This is a genomic window from Chryseobacterium sp. Marseille-Q8038 (assembly GCF_965111995.1).
In genome coordinates this window covers 988,782-1,011,372 of the sequence record NZ_CBCOPN010000001.1, presented here as the reverse complement: position 1 = coordinate 1,011,372, position 22,591 = coordinate 988,782, and the positions used below count along the sequence as shown (strand labels likewise).

Below are 22,591 nucleotides of genomic sequence, written 5' to 3'. Positions count from 1 at the left end.
TTTTATTTTTTTTCAATCTAAAATAAAACCAACCTCGTAAATGACATTAAAGACACATATTAAATATAATTAATAAAAAAATCAACACAATGAACACACAGTCAAAAATCACAGTTTTAGCAATGGTAGCTTTATCATTTGCTTTCAGCGGAAAGGTAACTGCACAAACGATGAAAGAAAAAACAGTAATGGTGGGAGGAGCTCCAATGTATCCATCCAAAAATATTATTGAAAATGCTGTTAACTCTAAAGATCACAAAACCCTTGTTGCAGCAGTAAAAGCTGCAGGCTTGGTAGAAACATTACAGGGAGCAGGTCCTTTTACTGTATTGGCACCTACAGATGCCGCCTTTGCAAAACTTCCGAAAGGAACAGTAGAAAATCTTGTAAAACCTGAAAACAAAGCAACACTTACGAGCATCCTTACTTATCACGTTCTACCAGGAAGATACAGTGCAAAAGAAATCTGGGCTGCTGTAAAAGCAGGAAACGGAAAAAGCATGATGAAAACTGTACAGGGAGAGGATCTTACATTCTGGACCAAAGGAAAAGACCTTTACATTAAAGATGCAAAAGGAAACAGTGCCAAAGTGACTATTGCTGATGTGAACCAATCTAACGGAGTAATTCATGTAATAGATACGGTTTTAATGCCATAACAATTTCTAAGATTTCAAACAGCATATTCCAATATGCTGTTTTTATTTCTTTTATATCTAACACTAAAAAATTAATAGTATGAAAAAGACAATTCAGGTTTCTAATCAGGGTGCTACCCTTGATACCAGCAGAAGAAACTTTTTAAAATTAAGTGGAGTGGGATTGGCTGTTGCAGGCCTCACCTTAATAGGTTGTGATGACAATGATGACTTTATGATTATAGAAGAATCCAAGTATGATCTTGGGACAGGAGATGTAGGCATATTGAATTATGCCTATGCACTGGAACAGCTTGAAGCAGATTTTTATACAAAAGTGGTCAACAATTTTTATACGGGAATTTCCAGTATTGAAAAACAGGTCTTTACTGATCTCTACCATCATGAGGTCATCCATCGGGATTTTTTCAAAGCAGCCATTAGCGGAGCTACAGATCATGTGCTTCCAAAACTTGAATTCCAGTATCCGAATGTGAATTTTAATGACAGAAATTCGGTACTGGCTACTGCAAAAGCATTAGAAGATACCGGTGTGGCAGCGTATAATGGTGCCGGAAAATATATTTCCAATCCTGCTTATCTTGTCATTGCCGGAAAAATAGTTTCGGTGGAAGCCAGACATGCTTCTGCCATCAGAAATTTAATCAATCCGGGATCTGCAGATTTTTCAGGAGATGATGTGATAGATGCCAACGGTCTTGACCTTGCCAAAGAACCCAAAGACATAGTAATGGCCGCAGGAGCATTTATCAAAACACCTTTTACCTGGAAAGAAAGAGGTATCAACTAATCATTCATCTTAAAAAACTTACATTATGAATATTCTTAGATTACTGGATAAGCTTTCACATGATAAATTTTTTACCACAGAAGCTTCAAGATTAGAAACCCTTACGAATATATCCTTATTCGGAAAAAAAGCCGCTACAGCAGCCGTTCCTCTTGGACTCGGTGCCTTGATGGCTACTCCTGCCAAAGCAGAAACTACAAAACCCGTTTTAACAGGTACTGCTTTAAAAAGCACATTGACAGATGCTTTACAGCTGGCATTGGTACTGGAATACCTGGAAAATGAGTATTACAGCATAGGACTGTCAACACCAGGACTGATCCCCAATGCAGACAGAACTGTTTTCATGCAGATTTCAAAACATGAATCTGCCCATGTAAGCTTTCTGAAAAGTACGCTGACTTCTTTAGGGACAACTCCTGGAAATAAACCTACTTTTGATTTTACGGCAGGCGGAAACTTTATGCCTTTTACAGATTATAACCAATTTCTTATCCTTGCTCAAGCCTTTGAAGATACCGGAGTAAGAGCGTATAAAGGGCAGGCCGGAAACGTAATGTCCAATAAAGTAGTGCTTCAGGCAGCCTTACAGATTCATTCCGTGGAAGCCAGACATGCTTCACAGGTAAGAAGAATGAGAGCCAATAAAGGATGGATTGAGCTTGCTGATGGAGGAAGTATGCCTTCAGCTACCAATCCTGTTTATGCCGGCGAAGACAATACCAATCAGGCAGGCTACAACACAGCAACTCTGTTTGGCGCTGCAGCAGGTTCTGCAGCTTATGATGAAATTTTAAGTGGCAGCGATGCACAGGCTATTGCTTCACTCTTTATAGTTTAGTTGTGATTTGGATGATGATAAGTGGTGAGTCCATTTCCTGAAAATACGGAAATGGACTTTTATAAACAATCAATCGTCAGGCCTTGAGAAAACACATTATGAACTACTTATATCATCCCGGTTCATCCATTAAGTACCCTATTTTACAGAGGGTACTTTTTATTTTCATAATGCTCATTAATTCCATATAAGTACAGGATTCTTATAAACCAGTTTAAAATAAATATACATATAGCTTTATTAACAAATTTACCACAATAGAATACAAAATTATTTCGTACTTTGGTTTACTTATTAAAATAATAATTTAAAGTGCCTAAAAATATTTAAAATATAAACTTTAAGGCCTTGATTATCATTTTTTAATAATCAAAAAAGAATAGTCTCTAATTGTTGATATAATATATGAAGAAGTATCCAATTCCTGCGAATGAAGAAGGTCGAATGAAAAAACTGGAGTATTTTAATCTTTTAAACCTTGAAAAAGATCCCCAGTTAGACATTTTTGCAGAAACAGCATGCCTTGTGACAGACTGCCCTGCAGCCCTTATTGCTATGATGGAAAGCGAAACCCAAACCATCCAGAGCTGTGTGGGGCTTGCCCTGGATTTTGTAGACAGGAAAAATACTGTATGTCAATATTCTATCGCTAGTGGTGACGTTGTAATTATTAATGATACATTATTGGATGAAAGATCTTCCGATAATCCTCTTATTCTGGCAGGGGGAATCCGGTTTTATGCAGGAGTTCCTTTGATTGATGATGAAGGATTTGTATTAGGAACATTATGTGTTATTGATTATAAACCTAAAACAATCACAGACGATCAGATTTCGACCCTGAAAAAAATAGGAGAGGCCATTACAAAAGTCCTGATGGGAAAAAGGAAAAACATCCAGGCTGAATATTTTCAACAAACTTTTACCATTTCGAATAACCTGATCTGTGTTCTGGATAAAAACTTTCTCCTGAAAGAGAGCAATCCGGCCTTTGAAAAAACCTTTCAAATAGATAAAGGTCAGATTCTCGATCAGAATTTCCTGGACCTGATAGGGAATCATAATTCTCAACTCCAATTACTTTCCAAAAACCTTCCCAATACGGATGAAGAAGTAACATTTACTACTTCAACAAAAATAGATGATACTCAAACCATTATTATTGAATGGTCTTTAAAACTCAATCACAATCATTCAGAGATTTTTTGTTTTGGAATCAATATTACCCAACGTATCGAAGAAAAACTCAAACTGGAAAGCTCCGAACGCCGTTTCAGAAGCTTCTTCGAAAACGCTATTGGATTGATGAGTATGCATGATATGGATGGAAATATCATTGCTGTTAACGAAAAAGGGAGAGAAATCCTGCAATATTCAACAGAAGAAGTAGAAGGCTTGAATTTAAAAGACCTTGTTCCTAAAAAAAACTGGCCTCTTCTTGAGCAATATCTCGAGCGGATTAACAAAAACCAGGAAGATTTCGGAACCATGATTCTGAAAGCAAAAGTAGGTGAAGAAATGATCTGGATGTATCACAATCTTGTGGAGATCAATAAAGAAGGAAATCCTTACGTAGTCAGCACCGCACTGAATGTTACCGAAAGAGTGACTTTGGAAAAAGATCTGGTGCATACCAAAAAGATGCTGGAACAGACCAGTGCTGTTGCCCAGGTGGGAGGATGGGAAGTGAATCTGAAAAACAATACCGTCATTTGGTCACAATCTACCAGAGAAATACATAAAATAGATAAGGATTTTCAGCCTAATTTTGACAATGCTCTGGGTTTCTATACTGAAAAAAGCAGAGAAAGACTGCAATTCTTATTCGAAAAGACTGTAAAAGAAGGCATTCCCTACGATGAAGAATTACAGCTTGTACAAAATGACGGGGTAATGATCTGGGTAAGGGTAAAAGGTATACCTGAAATTGAAGATGGAGTATGCACCAGAGTCTACGGAATCATTCAGAATATTGATACCTTCAAAAAAGTTTATCTTGAACTGGCCAAGAAAGAGGCTATGCTACAGTCTTTCGTAAAATATGTACCTTCTACAGTAGCCATGTTCGACAAAGATCTTAATTATGTTTCTGTAAGCAGAAGCTGGAAAGATGAATTTCAGATGAACGACATCAGGCTTATTGGTGAAAACATGTTTAAAATTTCTCCCAATGTACCTGATGAAAGACTAAAAATATATCAGGAAGCACTGGCAGGAAAGGCCTACAAGAATGAAGACATGGCAATAGAAGTTCCGGGTAAAGGAATTATTCAGCATTACAGCGTAGAGGTTACGCCGTGGTATCTTTCCAATAATGTTATCGGAGGAATTATTGTTTCTGCCCAAAATATTACAGCATCTGTAAAAATCAACAGAGAACTGAAAAATGCTAAGAAAATGGCAGATATTGCCAGCAAAGCAAAATCTGAATTCTTAGCTAACATGAGCCATGAAATCCGAACTCCACTGAATGGGGTTATTGGTTTTTCCGACCTTCTTTTAAAAACGCCTTTGAATGATATACAGACCCAATATCTCAATTATATCAATGAATCAGGAGAGAATTTATTGAATATCATCAACGATATACTTGATTTTTCCAAGGTAGAATCCGGAAAAATGGATCTTATTATTGATAAGTCTAATATTTATGACATGGTAAGCCAGGTAATCAATGTTATCCTTTACCAGTCGCAGAAAAAGAATATAGAATTACTGTTAAATATAGAACAGGGACTTCCTGAAACAATTTGGCTTGATGAATCAAGACTGAAACAAATTTTGATCAACCTCCTTGGAAATGCAGTAAAATTTACAACACAGGGAGAAATAGAACTTAAAGTAGAAAAACTAAATCTGGACAGCCAAAATATCAAACTCAGATTTTCTGTAAGAGATACCGGAATTGGGATTCCTAAGGAAAAACAACAGCATATTTTCAATGCCTTTACCCAGGAAAACAGCTCTATCAGCAAACAGTATGGAGGAACAGGTCTTGGATTGACCATTTCCAATAATATCCTGAATTACATGGGAAGTAAGCTGTCATTGGTAAGCGAACTTCAGAAAGGTTCCGTTTTCTATTTTGACATCGAAGTTCCTTATGAAATGTCTGATCACCGTGAGGATGATGACCTGAAAATAAGCAAGGTACTTATTGTAGATGATAATGAAGCCAACAGGATTATTATCCAGCATATGCTTGCCTATAAAAATGTGGATTCAAAACTTGCGGCCAATGGAATGGAAGCGCTTCAGATACTGCTTGCCGGAGAACGTTTTGATGTCATTCTGATGGATTATCATATGCCGATTATTTCCGGGTTGGAAACCATAGAAAAAATCAAGGAACTGTTTAATACACAAAATGAATCTTCTCCTCTGATTATCCTTCACACGTCTTCTGAAGAACATGATGTCATTAATTCTTTCCGTCAGGAAAGCAATTCATACTTCCTGCTGAAACCTATCAAATCCGAAGAACTTTACAAAACCTTGAGAAGGGCGGTAAAAAATACTGAAAAAGAGATCACCAGCAGTTCACAGCCGGAAACAGAAACGTCAATATTGATGCATTCGCCAGAGGTTTTATTGGTGGATGATAACCCTGTCAATATGGTGCTGAATAATAAAATGATGCGTTCATTAATCCCTGATGCACAGCTTACAGAAGCTACAGACGGCCTTCAGGCATTTCAGCTTTGTAAAGAAAAAACATTCAATATTATTTTAATGGATGTTCAGATGCCGGTAATGGATGGGATTGAAGCGACAAAACAAATCCGATTATTGCCGGAGTATCACAACATTCCGATTATTGGAGTAACCGCAGGAAATGTATTGGGCGAAAAAGAAAAATGTCTGGATTCCGGAATGAATGACTTTCTTCCTAAACCTTTAAGACAGGCAGATTTGCTGGAAATGTTAAAGAAGTACATCCTTAATGAAAACCCTATCAATATACCATCTGAAGATTCGGCCGATAAACCAAATTATCTTGATGTCAATGTCCTGAACGAACAAATAGGTGATGACGACGAGGATTTCAGAAAAATATTCCTGAACCTTGTAGTAGATCAACTTACCCAGGCTGAAGAAAATATCAAAAAAAGCACAGCAGAAAAAGACAGTGCCAATATGAAATTGATTCTTCACAAGCTGAAAGGAACAGCAGGAACAGCAGGATTGGTAAGACTTACAGAACGTACCGCCCACTGGGAAAGCCAAACAGAACCCAACATGGATTTTGCTTCCATGGAAAAAGAAATGATCCGGGAAATAACAACAGGATTACAATTAATAAAAAACCTAATACAATAAAAAACTAAAATTATGCTGATTCTAATCGCCGAAGACGACGAACTGATTCTAAAAACGATTGAACATAAATTATTAAATCATTAAATACGCCTTGCAGGAAAAAGAATTGCTAATAAAAAGGTCGGATATCTTTTCATCGAAGATTATTATTAATGAGCTACATCTGGTATCACAAATATATTGACCTTTTATTTCTCAAAGCAGAGATTATTCATTAAAACTTATTTTTTTGAGATTATTATTCCATAAAATATCAAATAATAGATATTTATGATGGAATAATTATTGTCGTAATTAAAAAGAATTGATTTTCTAAAAAACCTTCATCATGAAAATAGCCACCTATAATGTGAACGGAATCAATGGCCGTCTTCCTATTTTACTGAAATGGCTGAAAGAAACGTCACCGGATATTGTCTGCCTTCAGGAATTAAAAGCCCCACAGGAACGCTTTCCATTACAGGATATCAATAACGCAGGATATCAGGCCATATGGAACGGACAAAAAAGCTGGAACGGAGTAGCCATACTGGCCAAAAACAGAGAAATAACTGAAGTACAAAGATCTTTACCCGGTGATCCAGATGATGTTCAGAGCCGTTATATAGAAGCTATTATTGATCAAATGGTAATCTGCTGCCTGTATCTTCCCAATGGAAATCCTTATCCCGGGCCCAAATTTGATTATAAATTATCCTGGATTAAGCGTTTTAAAAGACGAACCAACCAGCTCATCAAAATGGAACTTCCCGCCATACTGATCGGTGATTTTAATATTATACCCGAACCTATGGATGTTTATAAACCTGAACGTTGGGAAAATGATGCGCTATATAGAACAGAAGTAAGAAAAGCATTTAAGGACCTTCAGAAAAAAGGCTGGCTTGATTCTATACGAAGTCTTTATCCTGATGAGAAAATTTATACCTTTTGGGATTATTTGTATAAAGCTTACGACCGTAATGCAGGAATGAGGCTTGATCATATTTTATTAAGTCCTTATCTACAACCCAGACTGGCATCCGGTGGAGTAGACAGCCATGTAAGGGGTTGGGAAAAAAGCAGTGATCATGCTCCTGTTTGGATTGAACTGTCGGATCATCTGTAATGACAGAAGTTCATATAAAATATACTCCCGCAAAAAATCAGGAGTATATTATATAATAAGTATTTTATAGATTAAGATTGCTTACGGCGACGGCCAGAAACCTTTTTATCAAGATCCCTGATATCCTGCCTCAACTCACGGAACATCTCTTTAAAATTATAGCTTTCATAATCACCCGGCTCAAAATCTTCCGGGAAAATCCCCGAAGCGTACTGCCAGATTTCCACTACTTCTTCAAAAGGAATATCGTAAGGTTCATAAAATGAATTATCAGCACTTACACTGATTGCCGTTTCTTTTCTTTCTTTAAACCTTTTGTAGGTAATTCCGTCATTTAAGGTAACAAAAACATAGGTTTTACCTTCCTTAAGCTCATTAATTCCTTCTACATATTTTCCTACAATATAAGATCCGTTTCTGAACGGAGGCATAGAATCACCATCCGCAGGAAAAGCTCTGTATTTTCCATTGGTAAGAAAAGGAAGAGCAATACGCTGAAGACTTTCAATGTATTCTATATCACTATAGCCTTCCAGATATCCCATTGAGGCTTTCTGCGGGATAATTTCTATCGTATCATTTCCATGCGTATCTACTGCAACCGGAAGAACAATTCTGTTATCAGGAAGTTTCAGCATCTCATCCATAGGATGCTTCTCAATATCTACAGAAAGCATAAGGTCAATACTTACATGAAAATATTTGGAAATTTTTACCAGCAGCTCGATAGGAGGTTCGGATATTCCGTTTTCATATTTTGAATACCGAACTCTTGAAATCAACAATTCGTCGGCTACATTTTGTTGAGAGAGCTTTCTTCTGGCTCTTAAAAAGCGTATATTATTTGAAAAAACTGACATTGATAAAAGTATGTCAGCAAAAATACAAAATTTGACCTCTTTTATCAACGAATGAAACAGGTTTTCCCCTACATTCTACAGAATTTTATTCAACTTATATCCATTTTTCCTGAAATAGGGTAGCCTGAACCGTAAAACACTCAATATTCACCGCTGCAGTAAGCCGTTTTTAAGTCAATGTAAAAACCCTTATAAGCATTGAATAATAACCACAAATAATCAGTATTTAATACAAAAACAATAACTCTACATTTCATAAATTGAGTTATTAGTTTTAACATTTAGTAAATCAATCACATATAAGTGAAATATTATTTTCATTAAAACACACTTATATTAATGAAATATTAAATAATAAAAACATATAATTAATTTATTGAAAATAATTTGCAATAGTGTTATTATTATTCATATATTCGTGATGTAATAATCATATAAAATTATAGTTATGAAAAACTTAAAAAAATTGGACAGAAACGAATTAAAAGCTATTTCAGGTAACGGATTACTAGATCCAATCGGCGGACTTCTAGGTGGACTAGGAGGTGTAGTTGGTGGAGTAGTAGGCGGTGTAGGTACTATCGTTGGTGGCGTAGTTACTGGCGTAGGATCTACAGTAGGTGGAGTAGTTGGCGGTGTAAGCACTGTTGTAACTAACGCGCTATGCCAAACACAATGTGTAGTAAACGGTGTTATCCACATCAAATTACTTGAGTGTGGTTCAACTTGCTAGTCAAAAAGCATTGAATTAAAAAGATTATACCGCTCTGAAAAGAGCGGTTTTTTTAGGTCTCTGAAAAATAATTCAGGGATTTAACCCTTTAGCTTTATAAGGAAAAATTTAACAATTTCAATAAAGCAACAATGTTGCATTAAATAATTTAATTTTCTAGCTTTGCCGGATCATTAAAGTATATGCACATGAAAAGGACCGTCTATTTTTTGGTGGGAAGCTCACTTATGTATTCACCATCTATTCTGAAATCTCAGAAAATTACTCCTGATAAAAAAATGGTAAAGGATATAGAATCTGTCAGGGTACAGGGAAAAACAAATTATAACTCTGTAAATATTTCAAGAAAAAAACTGGATTTTATTCAGTCTAATACACTGGGTGAAACATTGAGTAAAATTCCCGGAATTCAAAATTCGGGATATGGGCCCAACTCCGGAGCTCCCGTTATCAGAAGCCTTAGCGGAAACCGTGTAAAAATATTGGAAAACGGAACTGCAGTTAATGATCTCTCCGGAATAAGTCCTGATTTTAATACGGATATAGAGATGAACAATGTTCAGAATATCACGATTTATAAAAACTCTGCATCGGTTTTATATGGAGGAAAAGCTATTGGAGGCGCCATAGATATTGAAACAGATTATATTGCCAGACAGCTGCCGGATAAAAAGATAAACTTTCGCGGGCTTTTGGAAGGAGGAAGCAATAGTGGGCAGAAACAGGCCTTTTCAGCTAAAGGTACTATTGCCAAAAACTGGGTTTGGACGGTAGGAGCATCCAATCAGAAGCAGGAAATGGTCAGAATTCCGGGAAAATCAAAAGACAGCAGATGTTATGACCCAAATCTGGTAGGTTTCAACAGTATTTTACAGTCACTTTGCCAGATAGATGTGAATTCAAGACGCGTACTCAACAAAAGTCTTTTCCCTTACATCAGCCAGTTTGCCAAAGATCATATGATAGAATATGAACTGTCGGAAGATGATCTTTACACCTTCAGTTCCACGTATTATAATCCTGCTGACGGCAAACATTATCCCAACCCAAAGAATGATCTTTATGTTCCTGGCCAGGATGCTGTGAAAGACCGTTACAAAAGTGAAGTAAACGGAATCAGGGATTATGTGGAAACAAAAGACGGAGTCATTCCCAACAGCCATTCAGAAAGCAATTCATTCTATGTAGGAACCAGTTATATAGGAAAATCGTTTTATGCAGGAGGAGCCTATCAGAATTCTTACTCTTATTTTGGAGTTCCGGGATATGCAATCCCTAAAATTCCCAAACATACTCATGGAAAACCATCGCAAAAAATAGAATATCTTCCGATCAACATCAGAAGTTTATCCCATAAAGCCATGTTTGAATCTGGTTACCGATTTACAAATTCTCCGATTTCAAGCATAAAACTGAATTATATGGGAGTATTCTCAAAAAATGCAGAACTTCTTGATCGTTACCGAGCCAATCAGTTTGCTGTAAATCAACACAATGGACGCATGGAAATTGCACAGCAGAAATTAAAATTTCTTACGGGAACTACTGGCCTTGACATTCAATACAGAGAAATGGAAGGAAATGGTGGTCAGAGATATTTACCTAATAATATAAGCCGTGAAATTGGACTCTTTACCATGCAGCATCTTGATTTTAATAGTATTCAGATAGATCTTGGATACAGAAATGATCATGTACAACGCAGGGCGGAAGCAGATCAAAAATATGTCAGAAGCCGCGGACTTTCCGGTGGAAAACTCAGCGACAGAGACTTTACCCTTCATCAATTCCACAGTTCCGCTCAATGGAATATCTTTAAAAAAGGATATCTGAAAGTACAATACAATCATTCGGAAAGAGCACCGGAAGTGAATGAGCTTTATTCAGGAAATAATCATTTTGCTATTCTGACAGAGGAAAATGGTGATGACAGGCTGGATAAGGAAACGGCAAACACCATTGAAATCGGGACTGGAGTTAACCTGAAGAACCTTCGAATATCTGCCAGTTGGTACAATACTTCTTATAAGAATTATATTTACCTTGCCCACACCGGAATTTCGAGAGAAGTTTTTCTGGTAAAAGAATGGCGCTCCGATGATACAGAAATCAACGGAATTGAAGCTGAAGCCGCTTATAAAGCAGATCTCGGAAAATTAGGAAAGTGGGAGATAGGTGGATATTATGACTTGGTAAGGAATATAAGCGTTGCCGACAGTTCCATAAGAAAATGGAGTGATGGCGATTATATGCCCAATATGCCTACCAGCCGTTTTGGATTCAATCTGGAAGGAACTCTGAAGAACTTCAGCCTGAATCTAAGCTTAGATCATTATTTACAACAAAAATATTTAGGAAAGAATATTAATCCGGAGCTTCCTATGCCTGCATTTTCATTATTGAATGCCCGTTTAGCCTATAAAGACAACAGTTTAGGCTTTGGGGAACTGGAATATTATCTTATTGGAAATAATCTTCTGAACACTGAGGCTCGACTTCAGAATTCTCAGTTAAAATTTCTAAGTCCGCTAACCGGAATTAATATTTCAGCCGGTGTGAAGATCACCATATAAATCAATCTTATTTCTGCAGTTATTATTTATTGATAACTGCAGATTTTTTTAAACTTATCTATTCAAAATCAGTTCTAAAGCCATTGTACTTTAGAACTTTATGGTTTTCCTCATTTTTATATATAAATAACTGTGTTATATTTGTGTAAACTAAGAATAAACCGCTACGAACAAGAATTAAATGCCAGAGAAATTTCCGACAATAAACAGCACACTTTCACCTCATAGACTTGGTCAACTTATTCAAGAAAAATATGGACTAACCGACAAAACAAAATGCAATATATTTCGGCTTGCTATGAACCATTTATACATCGTTCATGCTGGTGAAAACAAATACGTTTTTAGAGTGTACACTCATCATTGGCGAACTCCATTAGAAATTGAAGAAGAATTAAGGCTTCTCAATCATCTGAAAGAAGCAAACCGACAAATTGCTTTTCCTATAGCTGATCAATCAAACCAATTTATCCAGGAAATTGAAGCTCCGGAAGGGACAAGATTTGGTGTTTTATTTTCATATGCTAAAGGTATAAAGACAGCAAAATTTTCCTCCGAAACAAGTTTTCTGATTGGACAAGCATTAGCTAAAATTCATCAATCAACAGAAAATGTCGAACTGATGAGAATGTCTTACAATACTCAAAACCTACTCAAAAATCCTGTTCTAAGAACAAAAGAATTCTATAGTAAAAATACCAGCGAAATTGAATTTTTGGAAAATCTCTCTGATTTTTTAACGCTGAAAATGGAAAATGCAGACAAACAGCACATGAGATATGGAGCAGTTCATCTTGACGTTTGGTTTGACAATTTGCACATTGATGATGAAAAAGAAGTAACCTTTTTTGACTTTGATTTTTGTGGCAACGGTTATTTATGCTTTGATATTTCTTATTTTTTATTTCAGTTATTTACAACCCATCTGAACGAAGAGGAGTATCATACAAAATCAGACAGTTTCATACGAGGTTATGAGACTGTAACTAAAATTACTCCTGAAGAAAAAAAGCTTTTACCTTTCGCATGCCTGGCCATTATGAACTATTATATAAGTGTTCAGTGTGACAGATTTGAATATTGGACCAATATTTTCCTCAATGAAGATCATTTAAAAAGAATGGTGGGCAATTTAAAACGATGGATTGCTTATCATAAAATTGAGATTAAATAATCACAGGAAGCGGTATCTATTTTATTATAATTTTATAAAATCATACAACATGATAAGATGTTTGACAATTATTATATTATCCTTTTTTTCATTAACAACTTATGGACAAACAAAAATGCACTCTATTGAGGAATTAATAAACGATAAAGATCCGGGTTGGACTCTTGTAAAAGAATGGATAGACTCCGCAAAAAATAAAGTAGAAATATTGCCCGTGGATACAAACAGAGCAAAGGATGCCTTATATAAAAGTCAAGTTACAACCAGATCTCCAATGGGTTCCATTGTATATATGACAGGAGGACTTCTGGTTGATAATGGATGGATAAGAATTCTTGGCTCAGGCAGTGATAAATTAAACAGGTCTTTGCCAGAATGGAATAAAGGAAAAACATTTCAGGATTATGGGCAGCCAATACAATATCTTTTAATTGCTGATGATGCAATAGGCGGCATTTTTGTTCTTAATGGTGGCGGACTGGGCAGCGATTTAGGAAAAGTTTATTATTTGGCACCCGATAATCTGGAATATGAACCTCTTGATATTACCTACACTGAATTTTTGAATTTTTGCTTTAATAAAAATCTTGATGAATTTTACAAAGAATACAGATGGTCCAATTGGAAAAAAGATGTAGCGAAACTTAAAGGAGATCAGGTATTTAGTTTTTTTCCTTACCTATGGATGGAACAAGGTAAGGATATCAATAAAGTATCAAAAAAGGAAATTCCAATTGAAGAAAATTACAAGTTAATTCTTGAATTTAGAAATCAGCTTGGATTTGATACAGAGAAATAAATGATAGAAATCAGTTGTAAATCATTAATGAATTCAGACCTTGATACAAATATATCATAAAACAATTGTAATTAAGTTATATCACGATGAACAGCTTTCCGATTATTTTAACAAACGAAAAAGGTAATGAAAAAAAGCCTGAATTTCGTAATGCACTGTTTAATATAGACAAAAATATTATCAGCAATGACAATGTAGAATATCTGATTACTATTTATAGCTCAGCAAAACAATTAGATATTAGAAATAAAATATTGAAATTGCTCTATGATTTTAATTATCCATTACTGAAGGATTTTTTCATGAATGCTTATAAGAAAGAACGCTATCTGGATATGAAAATATATGCTTTACGCGGACTTTCAAATTTTATTGAGGAGAAGGAAATCGCTCAGCTGCTAAAAAAATTTAACCAATCATTGGCTAAAAGACAGCAAACGACACCCTATAACTTTCAGGAGTATGAACTTTTAAAAGGAGGAAACGCTTTGCCGTATTTAGTTGAAAAATTTGGGTATCCCTGTTTTAGCGAAACACTTGAACAAGTAAACAGACAATACGATGCAATGCCTGATGCATTTAAAGGTCATTATAGAATTGATGAAAATGGAGACATCAAAATGCAGAAAAGCCCGGGAGAATCTAAGGCAATTATGGATAGGTTTTGGGAAGAGGAGAGAAGTAAGCTAAAATAATTCATTTAAATTTCATCAGGCTGTTTTAAAAAATTCAGTAAACAAAATATGACAGAAAATTATATTCAATATGCAGATGGCTATCAGAAAGACAATATTGACGAATCAGCTATCATAAAAGCTATATCAGACATTCAATTAATGGATGAAGAGCATGGAGCATTTTGGGTTTCGGTTATAACCGATGATGAAAACGTGATTGAAGTAAATAAAGACCTGTCGCTTTCTGTAATTCTTGAAGAACAAGAAATGAAATACCAAGCTAAAGATTGGTATGAAGTAATAGAACTTTTTAAGCTATTATTGGCTAAAAAATTCGATATAATATCTGAGAGAATAAAAAATGCTTAGCATGAAAAATTATTTGTGATTTCTTAACAAACCCATCATCAAAATAAATTTTATCTTAGCAGCATAATAACCATCAAAAATTCAACAGTTAAATACAGAAAAAAATGAGGAACACTATTTATACTTTCTTACTATTATTTATATTCACAAGCATTAATGCTCAGGAATATTCAAAATTAATAAGTGAAGCTAATAAATTATATGAAGCAAAAGATTATAAAATGTCTGCTGATTTATATGATAAAGCGTTTAAAATTGAAAGCGAAAATCCAAGTCACTTATATAATGGCGCATGTTCATCTTCTTTAGCAGGAGATACAAAAAAAGCATTTAAATGGTTGAACTTATCCATAGAAAAAGGTTGGACCAATCTAAAGCACTTAAACTCTGATACTGATTTAGAAAATTTACATTCAAAAAAAGAGTGGGGGAAAACAATTGAAAAGTTAGAAAAAAATTAGCTTTAATAGAAGCAAATTATGACAAACCATTGCAAGCTGAATTATTGGCAATTCATGAAGAAGACCAAAAATATAGGGTGCAAATGAATGAAACTCAGAAAAAATTCGGTCCCAATTCTAAAGAAATGAATGATCTTTGGAGAATAACCAATCAGAAAGACTCAATTAACCTATTAAAAGTAAAAAAAATACTGGATGAAAAAGGTTGGGTTGGCAAAGACAAAGTAGGCGCGCAAGCTAATAGTGCATTATTCCTGGTTATTCAGCATTCAGATTTGGAAACGCAAAAAAAATATTTACCCATGATGAAAGAAGCGGTAACAAAAGGAAATGCAAGTCCAGGTTCTTTAGCATTGTTAATTGACAGAATAGAAATTCGGGAAGGTAGAAAACAAATATATGGAAGCCAGATAGGAATCATTCAGAGTAATAATACTTTCTATGTTTCGCCTTTAATTGATCCTGACAATGTAGATAAAAGAAGAACAGAAGTTGGCTTAGGTCCAATCTCTGACTATCTTAAAAATTGGAATTTGGTTTGGGACGTTGAAAAGTATAAAAGAGAATTACCCGAATTAGAAAAATTAAATAAATAGAAAAAACATCTGCTCACAGCAGTTTGCAAAAATAACGGATTAAGGCTTAATTGAAGACTCCTTAATCCGTTATTTATTTTGTAGGCTGTAAAGCGTAAGAGATTAATTGAGACACTAACAGCTTTTCCGGATCTAAGAAATGATTTTGAGCAATAATGATAGTCATAGATAATCTGAAAGCTGTTGAGAACAACATGGGATAAATAATGAAATCTGACATATTCTGTGAATTTTGAGAAACTCAAATAATATACAATTTAACATAATATAAATTATAGGATTTTTATTATCCAACTGAAATAGAATATTAACCCCCTCAGAATCCGTTATTTTGAATATTTCCCATCCAAATATTCTGTAACGATTTCTAAGAACTCTTCCTGGGTTATAAAACGATCCAGAAACTCTTCCAGGTTTCCTTCATTCTCAATTTCCTGAAAATACATTTCATGGTCTGTACTGTAGACCGTTGGATTATTTTGGTCAGGATCTGTTGTGCAGACAAAAAAATGATCAGGATATCCGTAAGAATAAAATATACAGATAAAATCCATCTCTTTGCCTTGTACGATTTTTTTTACTTCATATTCCTCTACAAGTCCATCCAGCTCTTCATAATCCTCGGAGCTTTCTTTGAATGGCGTGAAAATCCAATCTTTGAAAAAATATTGACCGTACGGCAATTCATGATCAGAAAAATAATGTTCCAGCAAGTTCTTATAAAAACTTTTCTGATCTTCTATATACAAACCTTTATACTGTTCATAATACTGATCTATCCCATAAACATCCCAATCTTTGTCATAAAGATAATGGCTGAAGCTGAGACTCTGCCAGTTTTCAACAAAACTTTTATCTGCATGTAAGCCCTCTGTATTTCCTCCTAACTGCTTAAGTTTATTTGCAATATTTTTATTCATGTGTTATAATCCACTAATATATTATGTTAAATTGAAACGATTCCAAAGTCTCTATAGTTCTTAAAAATACAAAATCTTGCCACATGACAGTTTTTATTCCATAAAAACAAAATACCTTTATCCTAACCAAAATATCACGCATATGAAACCTAAAATGATCTGGGCCAATCTGGCAGTAGCCAACCTTGAACGCACCCAAAAATTCTATACTGAGCTGGGATTCAAACCCAATAATCCACACAGTTCCAATGAACTGGTAAGCTTTTTTATGGCTGGAAATGAATTCATTATTCACTTTTTCTTAAAAAATGTTATAGAAAACAACCTGAAAAGTATGAAATTCGGAGACCCTCAAAGCTCCAATGAAATTATATTCACCCTTTCTGCAGACAGTAAAAACCAGGTGGATGAATGGGCTGAAGAAGTAAGAAACGCTGGTGGAATCGTTGTTTCAGAACCTGAAAGTTTTGGTGAAAACTACTATGGTTTTGTATTTGCAGATCCGGACGGACACAAGTTTAATGTATTTTTTATGTAAAATTATACAATATTTTTCCCTATATTTGAGTTTCAACGAATAAATATGAACATCACGAGCTGTATCTCCCCACCAAGATTTTAATATTTTCAAATTGTAATCTGAAGTATTGCTGCTGATAAATTTTTATCAGTCTTTTTGGCTATGCTTCCATTTCAGCAAAATAATTTAAAATCTTTTATACAGTTCATTCTCAATGAAAAAATCATATTTATTATTGCATCTGGCCGTAATTCTGGCCGGATTTACAGGTGTATTCGGAAAATTAATCACACTTAATGAAGGGTTGCTGGTATGGTACAGACTCCTCTTCTCCTCTATTATTTTATTCTTTATTTTAAAACTTTTTAGAATTCCAGCAGATATTCCTCTCCGGGGAAAAATTCAAATTTCAAAAGCCGGATTGCTCATTACGCTACACTGGCTTCTGTTTTATGCGAGTATAAAATACGCGAATATATCTATTGGTGTTGTATGCTACTGCCTGACCAGTTTTTTTACAGCGGTATTTAAACCCGTTATTGATAAAGAGAAATTCAAACTTTCAGAATTACTTCTCAGCACACTGACGATTCTTGGAATAAGCTTAATTTTTCATTTTGATACCTCCTATCAGCTTGGAATTATTTTAGGTGTTTTTTCATCTGCATTTGGAGCCCTTTATACCATTTACAATAAACGTCTGGTACACCATTTTGATACTAAAGTCATTAACTATTATCAGATGATTGCCGGTACTTTATGCTGGGGAGCGTTTTTGCCCGTATATCTCCTCTATTTCCCGTCAGATAGCATAGTTCCTGACTTGAAAAACACGGCTTACTTGGGCGTTTTATCTCTTTTTTGTACCGTTGGCTTATATGTGATGTTTGCAGAGGTTTTAAAGAAAATTCCTGCCTTTACCGTTAATCTAACCTATAATTTGGAACCTGTGTACGCTATTATTATGGCATTTTTATTTTTTGGAGAAAGCAAGGAAGTCAATCTGTCTTTTTATATAGGATTGGTTTTTATTATTGCTTCCGTGGTTTTACAGACATTAATTTCACTGAAGAAAGCAAAATAGCAGCTAAAGCTGTTTAAAACAAAACCGGACACTTAAACTAATTTAAGTGTCCGGTTTTTCTGTAATAAGTTTTACATATTACCCATTCAATCCCAAACTATTATACAGCTGCACCTGCCATATTCCCAGCACCTCTTTAAGCATGACAAAGGTAAAGGCAGCATTATAGCTGTTAGGAAACAAAGTGATTTCTGTATCTATAAAGTCTGATGCCTGCGGAACAGGATCTAATCCAAAGGTATGAAACAAAGCAACAGACCTTTTCATATGAAACCCGGAAGTAACCAGATATACATCCGAAGGAGCCATCTGTTTTAATATCTTGCTGGAATATTTTGCATTTTCATAGGTGTTCATACTTTTATCTTCTTTAATGAGATCTGTCTCTGAAACCCCCATTTTTTTAAAATTTTCGCTGAATAATTCTGCTTCACTTTTTTGTCCCCTTCCCCTTCCGGAAATGACTATTTTACAAGGCAGATTATTCTTCTTGTATTCATGATACAGCTGATAAGCGGTTACGAGTCTGGAATAAGACATTGTATGCAGCTTCTCCGTATTGTCAAAGTCTACAACCCCACCGCCCAATACAACGATAACAGGATTCTGAGAAGTCTTATTTTTATTCACAATCGTATTAACATAACTTTTCTGCAGATATCCCGAGGTGAGTTTCCCCAGAAAACCATTTCCTATAAAAATGATCATTATAACGGCAAAAAGGCCAACTCCTATCCTTAGATTTTTACGCTTATTTTTTCTTTTTAGTAATGCGATGATTACTATTGCAAGAAATACTAAGAAATAAGGTTCTGTAAAAAGCTGAATAACACGAAATAAAAAGTCTAGTAAAAATTTCATCTTCAAATAATATTGATTAATGTATAGAAAACATTGGATTTGCAAAGGTAGACATTTCCTGAATATTGCTTTACAGACTACATTTCAACGGCTTAAGGCCATTTCATTTTTTATGGGCAGAAATTTCAGGTATCATGAACAGAAAAATGGCCAGACAACCATTTCCTATGAAGAAGATACAATAGATTATATACTTTTCTGATTATCATAATTGGTTTTTATATTTCTCTAAAATGTATTTACTGTAATAAATTATTAAGTCATTAGAACAATTTCGCCTTATTTTTCTTTTGGTTTATCCAATTATTTTATACATTTGCAAACAACACACTAAAAAGTGTGTTAAAAAAAATACCTACCCCAGTGAAAAAGCAGAACAGTATAGCCGTTTTTATGACCGTACTCCATATATTTTTGGAAAGGCATTTTTGTAAAGGAAGAAATAAAAGTATTTCCTCAAATACAAAGAAATGATTTCTACCTTAAGTCATTGAAAAACAATTTGATATCATTGCTGTGAAAATCAAGGAATACAATCTTTTGTGATGCGGATCTATGCTGCAGATTATCCTATAAAAATCTGTGAAAAACTCTTCACAGCCACTCATTTATCTATGTCTAACTTATTGAAATAATTAATTTTATCATTTAATTGCTTTATTTACATTAAAAAATCTTAAACAGATTTACTCTTAAAGTTAATATTATTTCAATGCAATATGGTTTTAAAAAAAATACATTTGTCTTGTAATTTTAATACCATCAATGAAATGTCAGCAGTTCTCAAAACATTTGTAGCGTATCTTAAAAGACCTGCTCTTTATCCTGAACTGGGCAGAAAAATCATTAAAAATACGGTAAGCAGAAGAAGCCCTTTCAAGGGAAAAGCAAAAACAAATCACTGGGCTGCATCCATAGCCGTTTCACAAAAAGAAGTGATCTCCAGGCTTTTCTCAATGGATACTGACAATTTCAAATCTGCTTATGCTGACATCCTGGAAAAAGCCAATGCCAAAGAAAAAGAATGCCCTGTTAAAATGGGTGGTGCTGGTGCAATGGAGCTTATTTATTACGCCTGCGAATTCACCAAAGCACAAAACGTTCTTGAAACAGGTGTGGCTTATGGATGGTCTTCTTTAGCGATATTGCTTTCGCTTCAAAAAAGAAATGGTACACTCTATAGCTCAGATATGCCTTATCTTGCTCAGGATGGTGATCAGTATGTAGGCTGTGTTGTTCCTGAAAACCTTAAAAAGTACTGGCAGCTATTCCGTTTTGCAGACAGAGAATCTTTACCTAAAATTTTAAAAAAAGTTTCCTCTTTTGATGTTTTCCACTATGATTCTGACAAGAGTTACCACGGAAGAATGTGGGCTTATCATCAGATCTATAAAAGGCTGAGACCTGGTGCCGTGTTTATCAGTGATGATATTGGCGACAATTCCGCGTATCAGGATTTTTGCAACAGAATGAATATCAGCACTTGTGTTGTAGAATACCATGGGAAATACATCGGTATTTTTGTAAAAGAATATGTTCCGCTCATCAGAGCTAAATAACGCAATTGATGAGCTAAAACTATACTTAATTTTAAAAACCATTAAGAATAGATAAGTAATTAAGAATATTAAGAGAATATCTAAAGACATTCTAAAGCACAACGCTTCATCAAATTTATTTGAATCTTAACTTTACTTAAAGCCTTAAATCCTACTTAATAGTTCAAAAAAATAATCTCCCGCAGATCAAACAGATATCGCAAATTATCATTCTAAGAAAAGCTGCGAGAAACTATCATCCGCTTCATCACGCAAGTCCACTTGCCCATCTTTAGCTTCCTTAAAATATAAATCCTTCATTTGAAAACTTTGCGTTAAAGCACAAAAATTAAAATAAAGAATTTGAACCATTAGGAATAGATAAGTAATTAAGAATATTAAGAGAATATCTAAAGACATTCTAAAGCACAACGCTTCATTCAGATTTATTTGAATCTTAACTTTACTTAAAGCCTTAAATCCTACTTAATGGTTCAAAAAAATAATCTCCCGTAGATCAAACAGATTTCGTAAAGTATAACTCTAAAAAAACTGCGAGAAACTATCATCCGCTTCATCACGCAAGTCCACTTGCCCATCCTTAGCTTCCTTAAAATATAAATCTTTCATTTGAAAACTTTGCGTTAAAAGCACATAAATTAAAATAAAGAATTTGAACCATTAAGAATGGATAAGTAATTAAGAATATTAAGAGAATATCTAAAGACATTCTAAAGCACAACGCTTCATTCAAATTTATTTGAATCTTAACTTTACTTAAAGCCTTAAATCTACTTAATGGTTCAAAAAAATAATCTCCCACAGATCAAACAGATATCGCAAATTATAATGCTAAAAAGATCTGCTCAATCTCCTAAATCTGTGAGAGGCTATCAAAAAATTATACTGATCCTTCATAATCCACTTCCCTTTCCAAAATAATCTGGTTTCTGCTTACCGAAACCAATATCTTATCTCCTGCCTGAAAACCACATTGCTGTACCCACTTCCCTGCAATTCTTATTTCGGGGAAGTACACTATTTTGCCATACGCTCTTGAAAACGATTTGAGGAAAACCGTAAGGTTACGATTATGCAGTTCATTATATTTGCTGCTGTTCATTCTTCTTTTTCTTTTCATCTTTGTTTTTTTTTACAAATCAAGGCATAATCAGAAGGATAAACCAGTTGAGGATAGAATATTTTATTCAGAAAGAGGGATATTTTAGAATAGTATTTATTTTAAAACAGAGCTTCATTTTTTTGTTCTAAAGCTTTATATTTGTTATTATGAGTTACACAGATATGCAAAATAAAAAAATACACCAAGGGAGAAATATAAAGCGTTTCCGCGAAATGCTGGGCATCAAACAGGAAGCATTGGCTTTTGAACTGGGCGATGACTGGAACCAGAAAAAAGTTTCTCTTTTAGAGCAAAAAGAAACCGTGGAATCTGATATTCTGGCGCAGGTAGCGCAAATCTTGAAAGTTCCTGCGGAAGCGATTGAGAATTTTGATGAGGAACAGGCAGTGAATATTATTTCTAATACTTTTAATACACACGACCAATCAAATGGTGTGAATGTTCAGCCAACATTTAATTTCAATCCTCTTGATAAAATGGTGGAGCTTTATGAGCGTATGCTTGAGCAGCAGAGGGAGATGATTGAGAGGTTGGAGAAATTATTAAATAAATAGTATCTACAAT

At 34.6% G+C, this 22,591-nt stretch carries 22 protein-coding genes; 17 read left to right on the top strand and 5 right to left on the bottom strand.

Annotated features, from left to right (window positions below; genetic code table 11):
• The first annotated feature begins 89 nt into the window (after positions 1-89).
• The 5 genes from ACWPWS_RS04695 to xth all read left to right on the top strand — a co-directional run bounded on the left by ACWPWS_RS04695 (position 90) and on the right by xth (position 7,718).
• On the top strand, positions 90-659 hold the full coding sequence (locus ACWPWS_RS04695) for a fasciclin domain-containing protein (RefSeq protein WP_454045667.1): 570 nt from the start codon (positions 90-92) through the stop codon (positions 657-659).
• A 79-nt stretch (positions 660-738) separates the two neighbouring features.
• Positions 739-1,449 (top strand): ferritin-like domain-containing protein, encoded by a 711-nt coding sequence (locus ACWPWS_RS04690; protein WP_454045666.1) that lies wholly within the window; start codon positions 739-741, stop codon positions 1,447-1,449.
• Positions 1,450-1,474: 25 nt separating this feature from the next.
• Complete coding sequence (locus tag ACWPWS_RS04685; RefSeq protein ID WP_454045665.1) at positions 1,475-2,290, top strand: ferritin-like domain-containing protein; 816 nt, start codon at positions 1,475-1,477, stop codon at positions 2,288-2,290.
• A gap of 405 nt (positions 2,291-2,695) precedes the next feature.
• Positions 2,696-6,610: a response regulator gene (locus tag ACWPWS_RS04680; RefSeq protein WP_454045664.1), complete on the top strand. Its 3,915-nt coding sequence runs from the start codon at positions 2,696-2,698 to the stop codon at positions 6,608-6,610.
• Positions 6,611-6,938: 328 nt separating this feature from the next.
• Positions 6,939-7,718 (top strand): exodeoxyribonuclease III, encoded by a 780-nt coding sequence (gene xth / locus ACWPWS_RS04675; RefSeq protein ID WP_454045663.1) that lies wholly within the window; start codon positions 6,939-6,941, stop codon positions 7,716-7,718.
• 71 nt (positions 7,719-7,789) lie between these two features.
• On the opposite strand, the gene ACWPWS_RS04670 is transcribed toward xth, so the two are convergent.
• Positions 7,790-8,578, bottom strand: coding sequence for an XRE family transcriptional regulator (locus ACWPWS_RS04670; protein ID WP_105682249.1), 789 nt, complete (start codon positions 8,576-8,578; stop codon positions 7,790-7,792).
• A 448-nt stretch (positions 8,579-9,026) separates the two neighbouring features.
• Here ACWPWS_RS04670 and ACWPWS_RS04665 point away from each other — a divergent pair, with 448 nt between their 5' ends.
• From ACWPWS_RS04665 to ACWPWS_RS04630, 8 genes are all read left to right on the top strand, one after another.
• Positions 9,027-9,311: a bacteriocin-like protein gene (locus tag ACWPWS_RS04665; RefSeq protein ID WP_002979306.1), complete on the top strand. Its 285-nt coding sequence runs from the start codon at positions 9,027-9,029 to the stop codon at positions 9,309-9,311.
• A 188-nt stretch (positions 9,312-9,499) separates the two neighbouring features.
• Positions 9,500-11,884 carry a TonB-dependent receptor gene (locus tag ACWPWS_RS04660; RefSeq protein ID WP_454045662.1) on the top strand — a complete coding sequence of 795 codons (2,385 nt, stop codon included), beginning with the start codon at positions 9,500-9,502 and terminating at the stop codon, positions 11,882-11,884.
• A 181-nt stretch (positions 11,885-12,065) separates the two neighbouring features.
• Complete coding sequence (locus ACWPWS_RS04655) at positions 12,066-13,058, top strand: phosphotransferase (RefSeq protein ID WP_454045661.1); 993 nt, start codon at positions 12,066-12,068, stop codon at positions 13,056-13,058.
• A 61-nt stretch (positions 13,059-13,119) separates the two neighbouring features.
• Positions 13,120-13,857, top strand: coding sequence for a DUF2625 domain-containing protein (locus ACWPWS_RS04650; RefSeq protein ID WP_454045660.1), 738 nt, complete (start codon positions 13,120-13,122; stop codon positions 13,855-13,857).
• A gap of 86 nt (positions 13,858-13,943) precedes the next feature.
• A complete protein-coding gene (locus tag ACWPWS_RS04645) occupies positions 13,944-14,552 on the top strand; it encodes a hypothetical protein (protein ID WP_454045659.1) in 609 nt (202 codons plus the stop codon).
• 48 nt (positions 14,553-14,600) lie between these two features.
• Positions 14,601-14,903 (top strand): hypothetical protein, encoded by a 303-nt coding sequence (locus ACWPWS_RS04640; protein ID WP_454045658.1) that lies wholly within the window; start codon positions 14,601-14,603, stop codon positions 14,901-14,903.
• Between the two features lie 104 nt (positions 14,904-15,007).
• On the top strand, positions 15,008-15,364 hold the full coding sequence (locus ACWPWS_RS04635; RefSeq protein WP_454045657.1) for a TPR end-of-group domain-containing protein: 357 nt from the start codon (positions 15,008-15,010) through the stop codon (positions 15,362-15,364).
• A gap of 29 nt (positions 15,365-15,393) precedes the next feature.
• On the top strand, positions 15,394-15,960 hold the full coding sequence (locus tag ACWPWS_RS04630; RefSeq protein WP_454045656.1) for a DUF6624 domain-containing protein: 567 nt from the start codon (positions 15,394-15,396) through the stop codon (positions 15,958-15,960).
• Positions 15,961-16,033: 73 nt separating this feature from the next.
• Here ACWPWS_RS04630 and ACWPWS_RS04625 read toward each other — a convergent pair whose 3' ends face one another.
• Positions 16,034-16,180, bottom strand: a complete 147-nt coding sequence (locus tag ACWPWS_RS04625) for a hypothetical protein (protein ID WP_454045655.1) — start codon at positions 16,178-16,180, stop codon at positions 16,034-16,036.
• 106 nt (positions 16,181-16,286) lie between these two features.
• Complete coding sequence (locus tag ACWPWS_RS04620; protein ID WP_454045654.1) at positions 16,287-16,880, bottom strand: hypothetical protein; 594 nt, start codon at positions 16,878-16,880, stop codon at positions 16,287-16,289.
• Positions 16,881-17,022: 142 nt separating this feature from the next.
• Here ACWPWS_RS04620 and ACWPWS_RS04615 point away from each other — a divergent pair, with 142 nt between their 5' ends.
• A complete protein-coding gene (locus ACWPWS_RS04615; protein ID WP_454045653.1) occupies positions 17,023-17,418 on the top strand; it encodes a VOC family protein in 396 nt (131 codons plus the stop codon).
• A 196-nt stretch (positions 17,419-17,614) separates the two neighbouring features.
• Positions 17,615-18,484, top strand: a complete 870-nt coding sequence (locus ACWPWS_RS04610) for a DMT family transporter (RefSeq protein ID WP_454045652.1) — start codon at positions 17,615-17,617, stop codon at positions 18,482-18,484.
• 78 nt (positions 18,485-18,562) lie between these two features.
• On the opposite strand, the gene ACWPWS_RS04605 is transcribed toward ACWPWS_RS04610, so the two are convergent.
• Positions 18,563-19,345, bottom strand: coding sequence for a YdcF family protein (locus ACWPWS_RS04605; protein ID WP_454045651.1), 783 nt, complete (start codon positions 19,343-19,345; stop codon positions 18,563-18,565).
• Positions 19,346-20,085: 740 nt separating this feature from the next.
• On the opposite strand from ACWPWS_RS04605, the gene ACWPWS_RS04600 reads away from it, so the two are divergent.
• On the top strand, positions 20,086-20,904 hold the full coding sequence (locus tag ACWPWS_RS04600; protein WP_454045650.1) for an O-methyltransferase: 819 nt from the start codon (positions 20,086-20,088) through the stop codon (positions 20,902-20,904).
• Between the two features lie 880 nt (positions 20,905-21,784).
• On the opposite strand, the gene ACWPWS_RS04595 is transcribed toward ACWPWS_RS04600, so the two are convergent.
• Entirely contained in the window at positions 21,785-22,024 is a 240-nt protein-coding gene (locus ACWPWS_RS04595; RefSeq protein WP_454045649.1) for a SymE family type I addiction module toxin, read from the bottom strand.
• Positions 22,025-22,173: 149 nt separating this feature from the next.
• Between ACWPWS_RS04595 and ACWPWS_RS04590 the strand changes: the two genes are divergently transcribed.
• The gene (locus ACWPWS_RS04590; protein WP_454045648.1) at positions 22,174-22,581 is read left to right on the top strand and encodes a helix-turn-helix transcriptional regulator; all 408 of its coding nucleotides are present in this window, start codon (positions 22,174-22,176) and stop codon (positions 22,579-22,581) included.
• Positions 22,582-22,591 lie beyond the last annotated feature (10 nt).

What these genes read in the sequence shown, in the direction of transcription:
- ACWPWS_RS04610 (WP_454045652.1), top strand. Translation starts at nt 17,615, where the DNA reads ATGAAAAAATCATATTTATTATTGCATCTGGCCGTAATTCTGGCCGGA.
- ACWPWS_RS04620 (WP_454045654.1), bottom strand. Translation starts at nt 16,880, where the DNA reads ATGAATAAAAATATTGCAAATAAACTTAAGCAGTTAGGAGGAAATACA.
- ACWPWS_RS04670 (WP_105682249.1), bottom strand. Translation starts at nt 8,578, where the DNA reads ATGTCAGTTTTTTCAAATAATATACGCTTTTTAAGAGCCAGAAGAAAG.
- ACWPWS_RS04685 (WP_454045665.1), top strand. Translation starts at nt 1,475, where the DNA reads ATGAATATTCTTAGATTACTGGATAAGCTTTCACATGATAAATTTTTT.
- ACWPWS_RS04655 (WP_454045661.1), top strand. Translation starts at nt 12,066, where the DNA reads ATGCCAGAGAAATTTCCGACAATAAACAGCACACTTTCACCTCATAGA.
- ACWPWS_RS04665 (WP_002979306.1), top strand. Translation starts at nt 9,027, where the DNA reads ATGAAAAACTTAAAAAAATTGGACAGAAACGAATTAAAAGCTATTTCA.
- xth (WP_454045663.1), top strand. Translation starts at nt 6,939, where the DNA reads ATGAAAATAGCCACCTATAATGTGAACGGAATCAATGGCCGTCTTCCT.
- ACWPWS_RS04695 (WP_454045667.1), top strand. Translation starts at nt 90, where the DNA reads ATGAACACACAGTCAAAAATCACAGTTTTAGCAATGGTAGCTTTATCA.
- ACWPWS_RS04660 (WP_454045662.1), top strand. Translation starts at nt 9,500, where the DNA reads ATGAAAAGGACCGTCTATTTTTTGGTGGGAAGCTCACTTATGTATTCA.
- ACWPWS_RS04690 (WP_454045666.1), top strand. Translation starts at nt 739, where the DNA reads ATGAAAAAGACAATTCAGGTTTCTAATCAGGGTGCTACCCTTGATACC.
- ACWPWS_RS04595 (WP_454045649.1), bottom strand. Translation starts at nt 22,024, where the DNA reads ATGAAAAGAAAAAGAAGAATGAACAGCAGCAAATATAATGAACTGCAT.
- ACWPWS_RS04605 (WP_454045651.1), bottom strand. Translation starts at nt 19,345, where the DNA reads ATGAAATTTTTACTAGACTTTTTATTTCGTGTTATTCAGCTTTTTACA.
- ACWPWS_RS04590 (WP_454045648.1), top strand. Translation starts at nt 22,174, where the DNA reads ATGAGTTACACAGATATGCAAAATAAAAAAATACACCAAGGGAGAAAT.
- ACWPWS_RS04635 (WP_454045657.1), top strand. Translation starts at nt 15,008, where the DNA reads ATGAGGAACACTATTTATACTTTCTTACTATTATTTATATTCACAAGC.
- ACWPWS_RS04615 (WP_454045653.1), top strand. Translation starts at nt 17,023, where the DNA reads ATGAAACCTAAAATGATCTGGGCCAATCTGGCAGTAGCCAACCTTGAA.
- ACWPWS_RS04625 (WP_454045655.1), bottom strand. Translation starts at nt 16,180, where the DNA reads ATGTCAGATTTCATTATTTATCCCATGTTGTTCTCAACAGCTTTCAGA.
- ACWPWS_RS04680 (WP_454045664.1), top strand. Translation starts at nt 2,696, where the DNA reads ATGAAGAAGTATCCAATTCCTGCGAATGAAGAAGGTCGAATGAAAAAA.
- ACWPWS_RS04640 (WP_454045658.1), top strand. Translation starts at nt 14,601, where the DNA reads ATGACAGAAAATTATATTCAATATGCAGATGGCTATCAGAAAGACAAT.
- ACWPWS_RS04645 (WP_454045659.1), top strand. Translation starts at nt 13,944, where the DNA reads ATGAACAGCTTTCCGATTATTTTAACAAACGAAAAAGGTAATGAAAAA.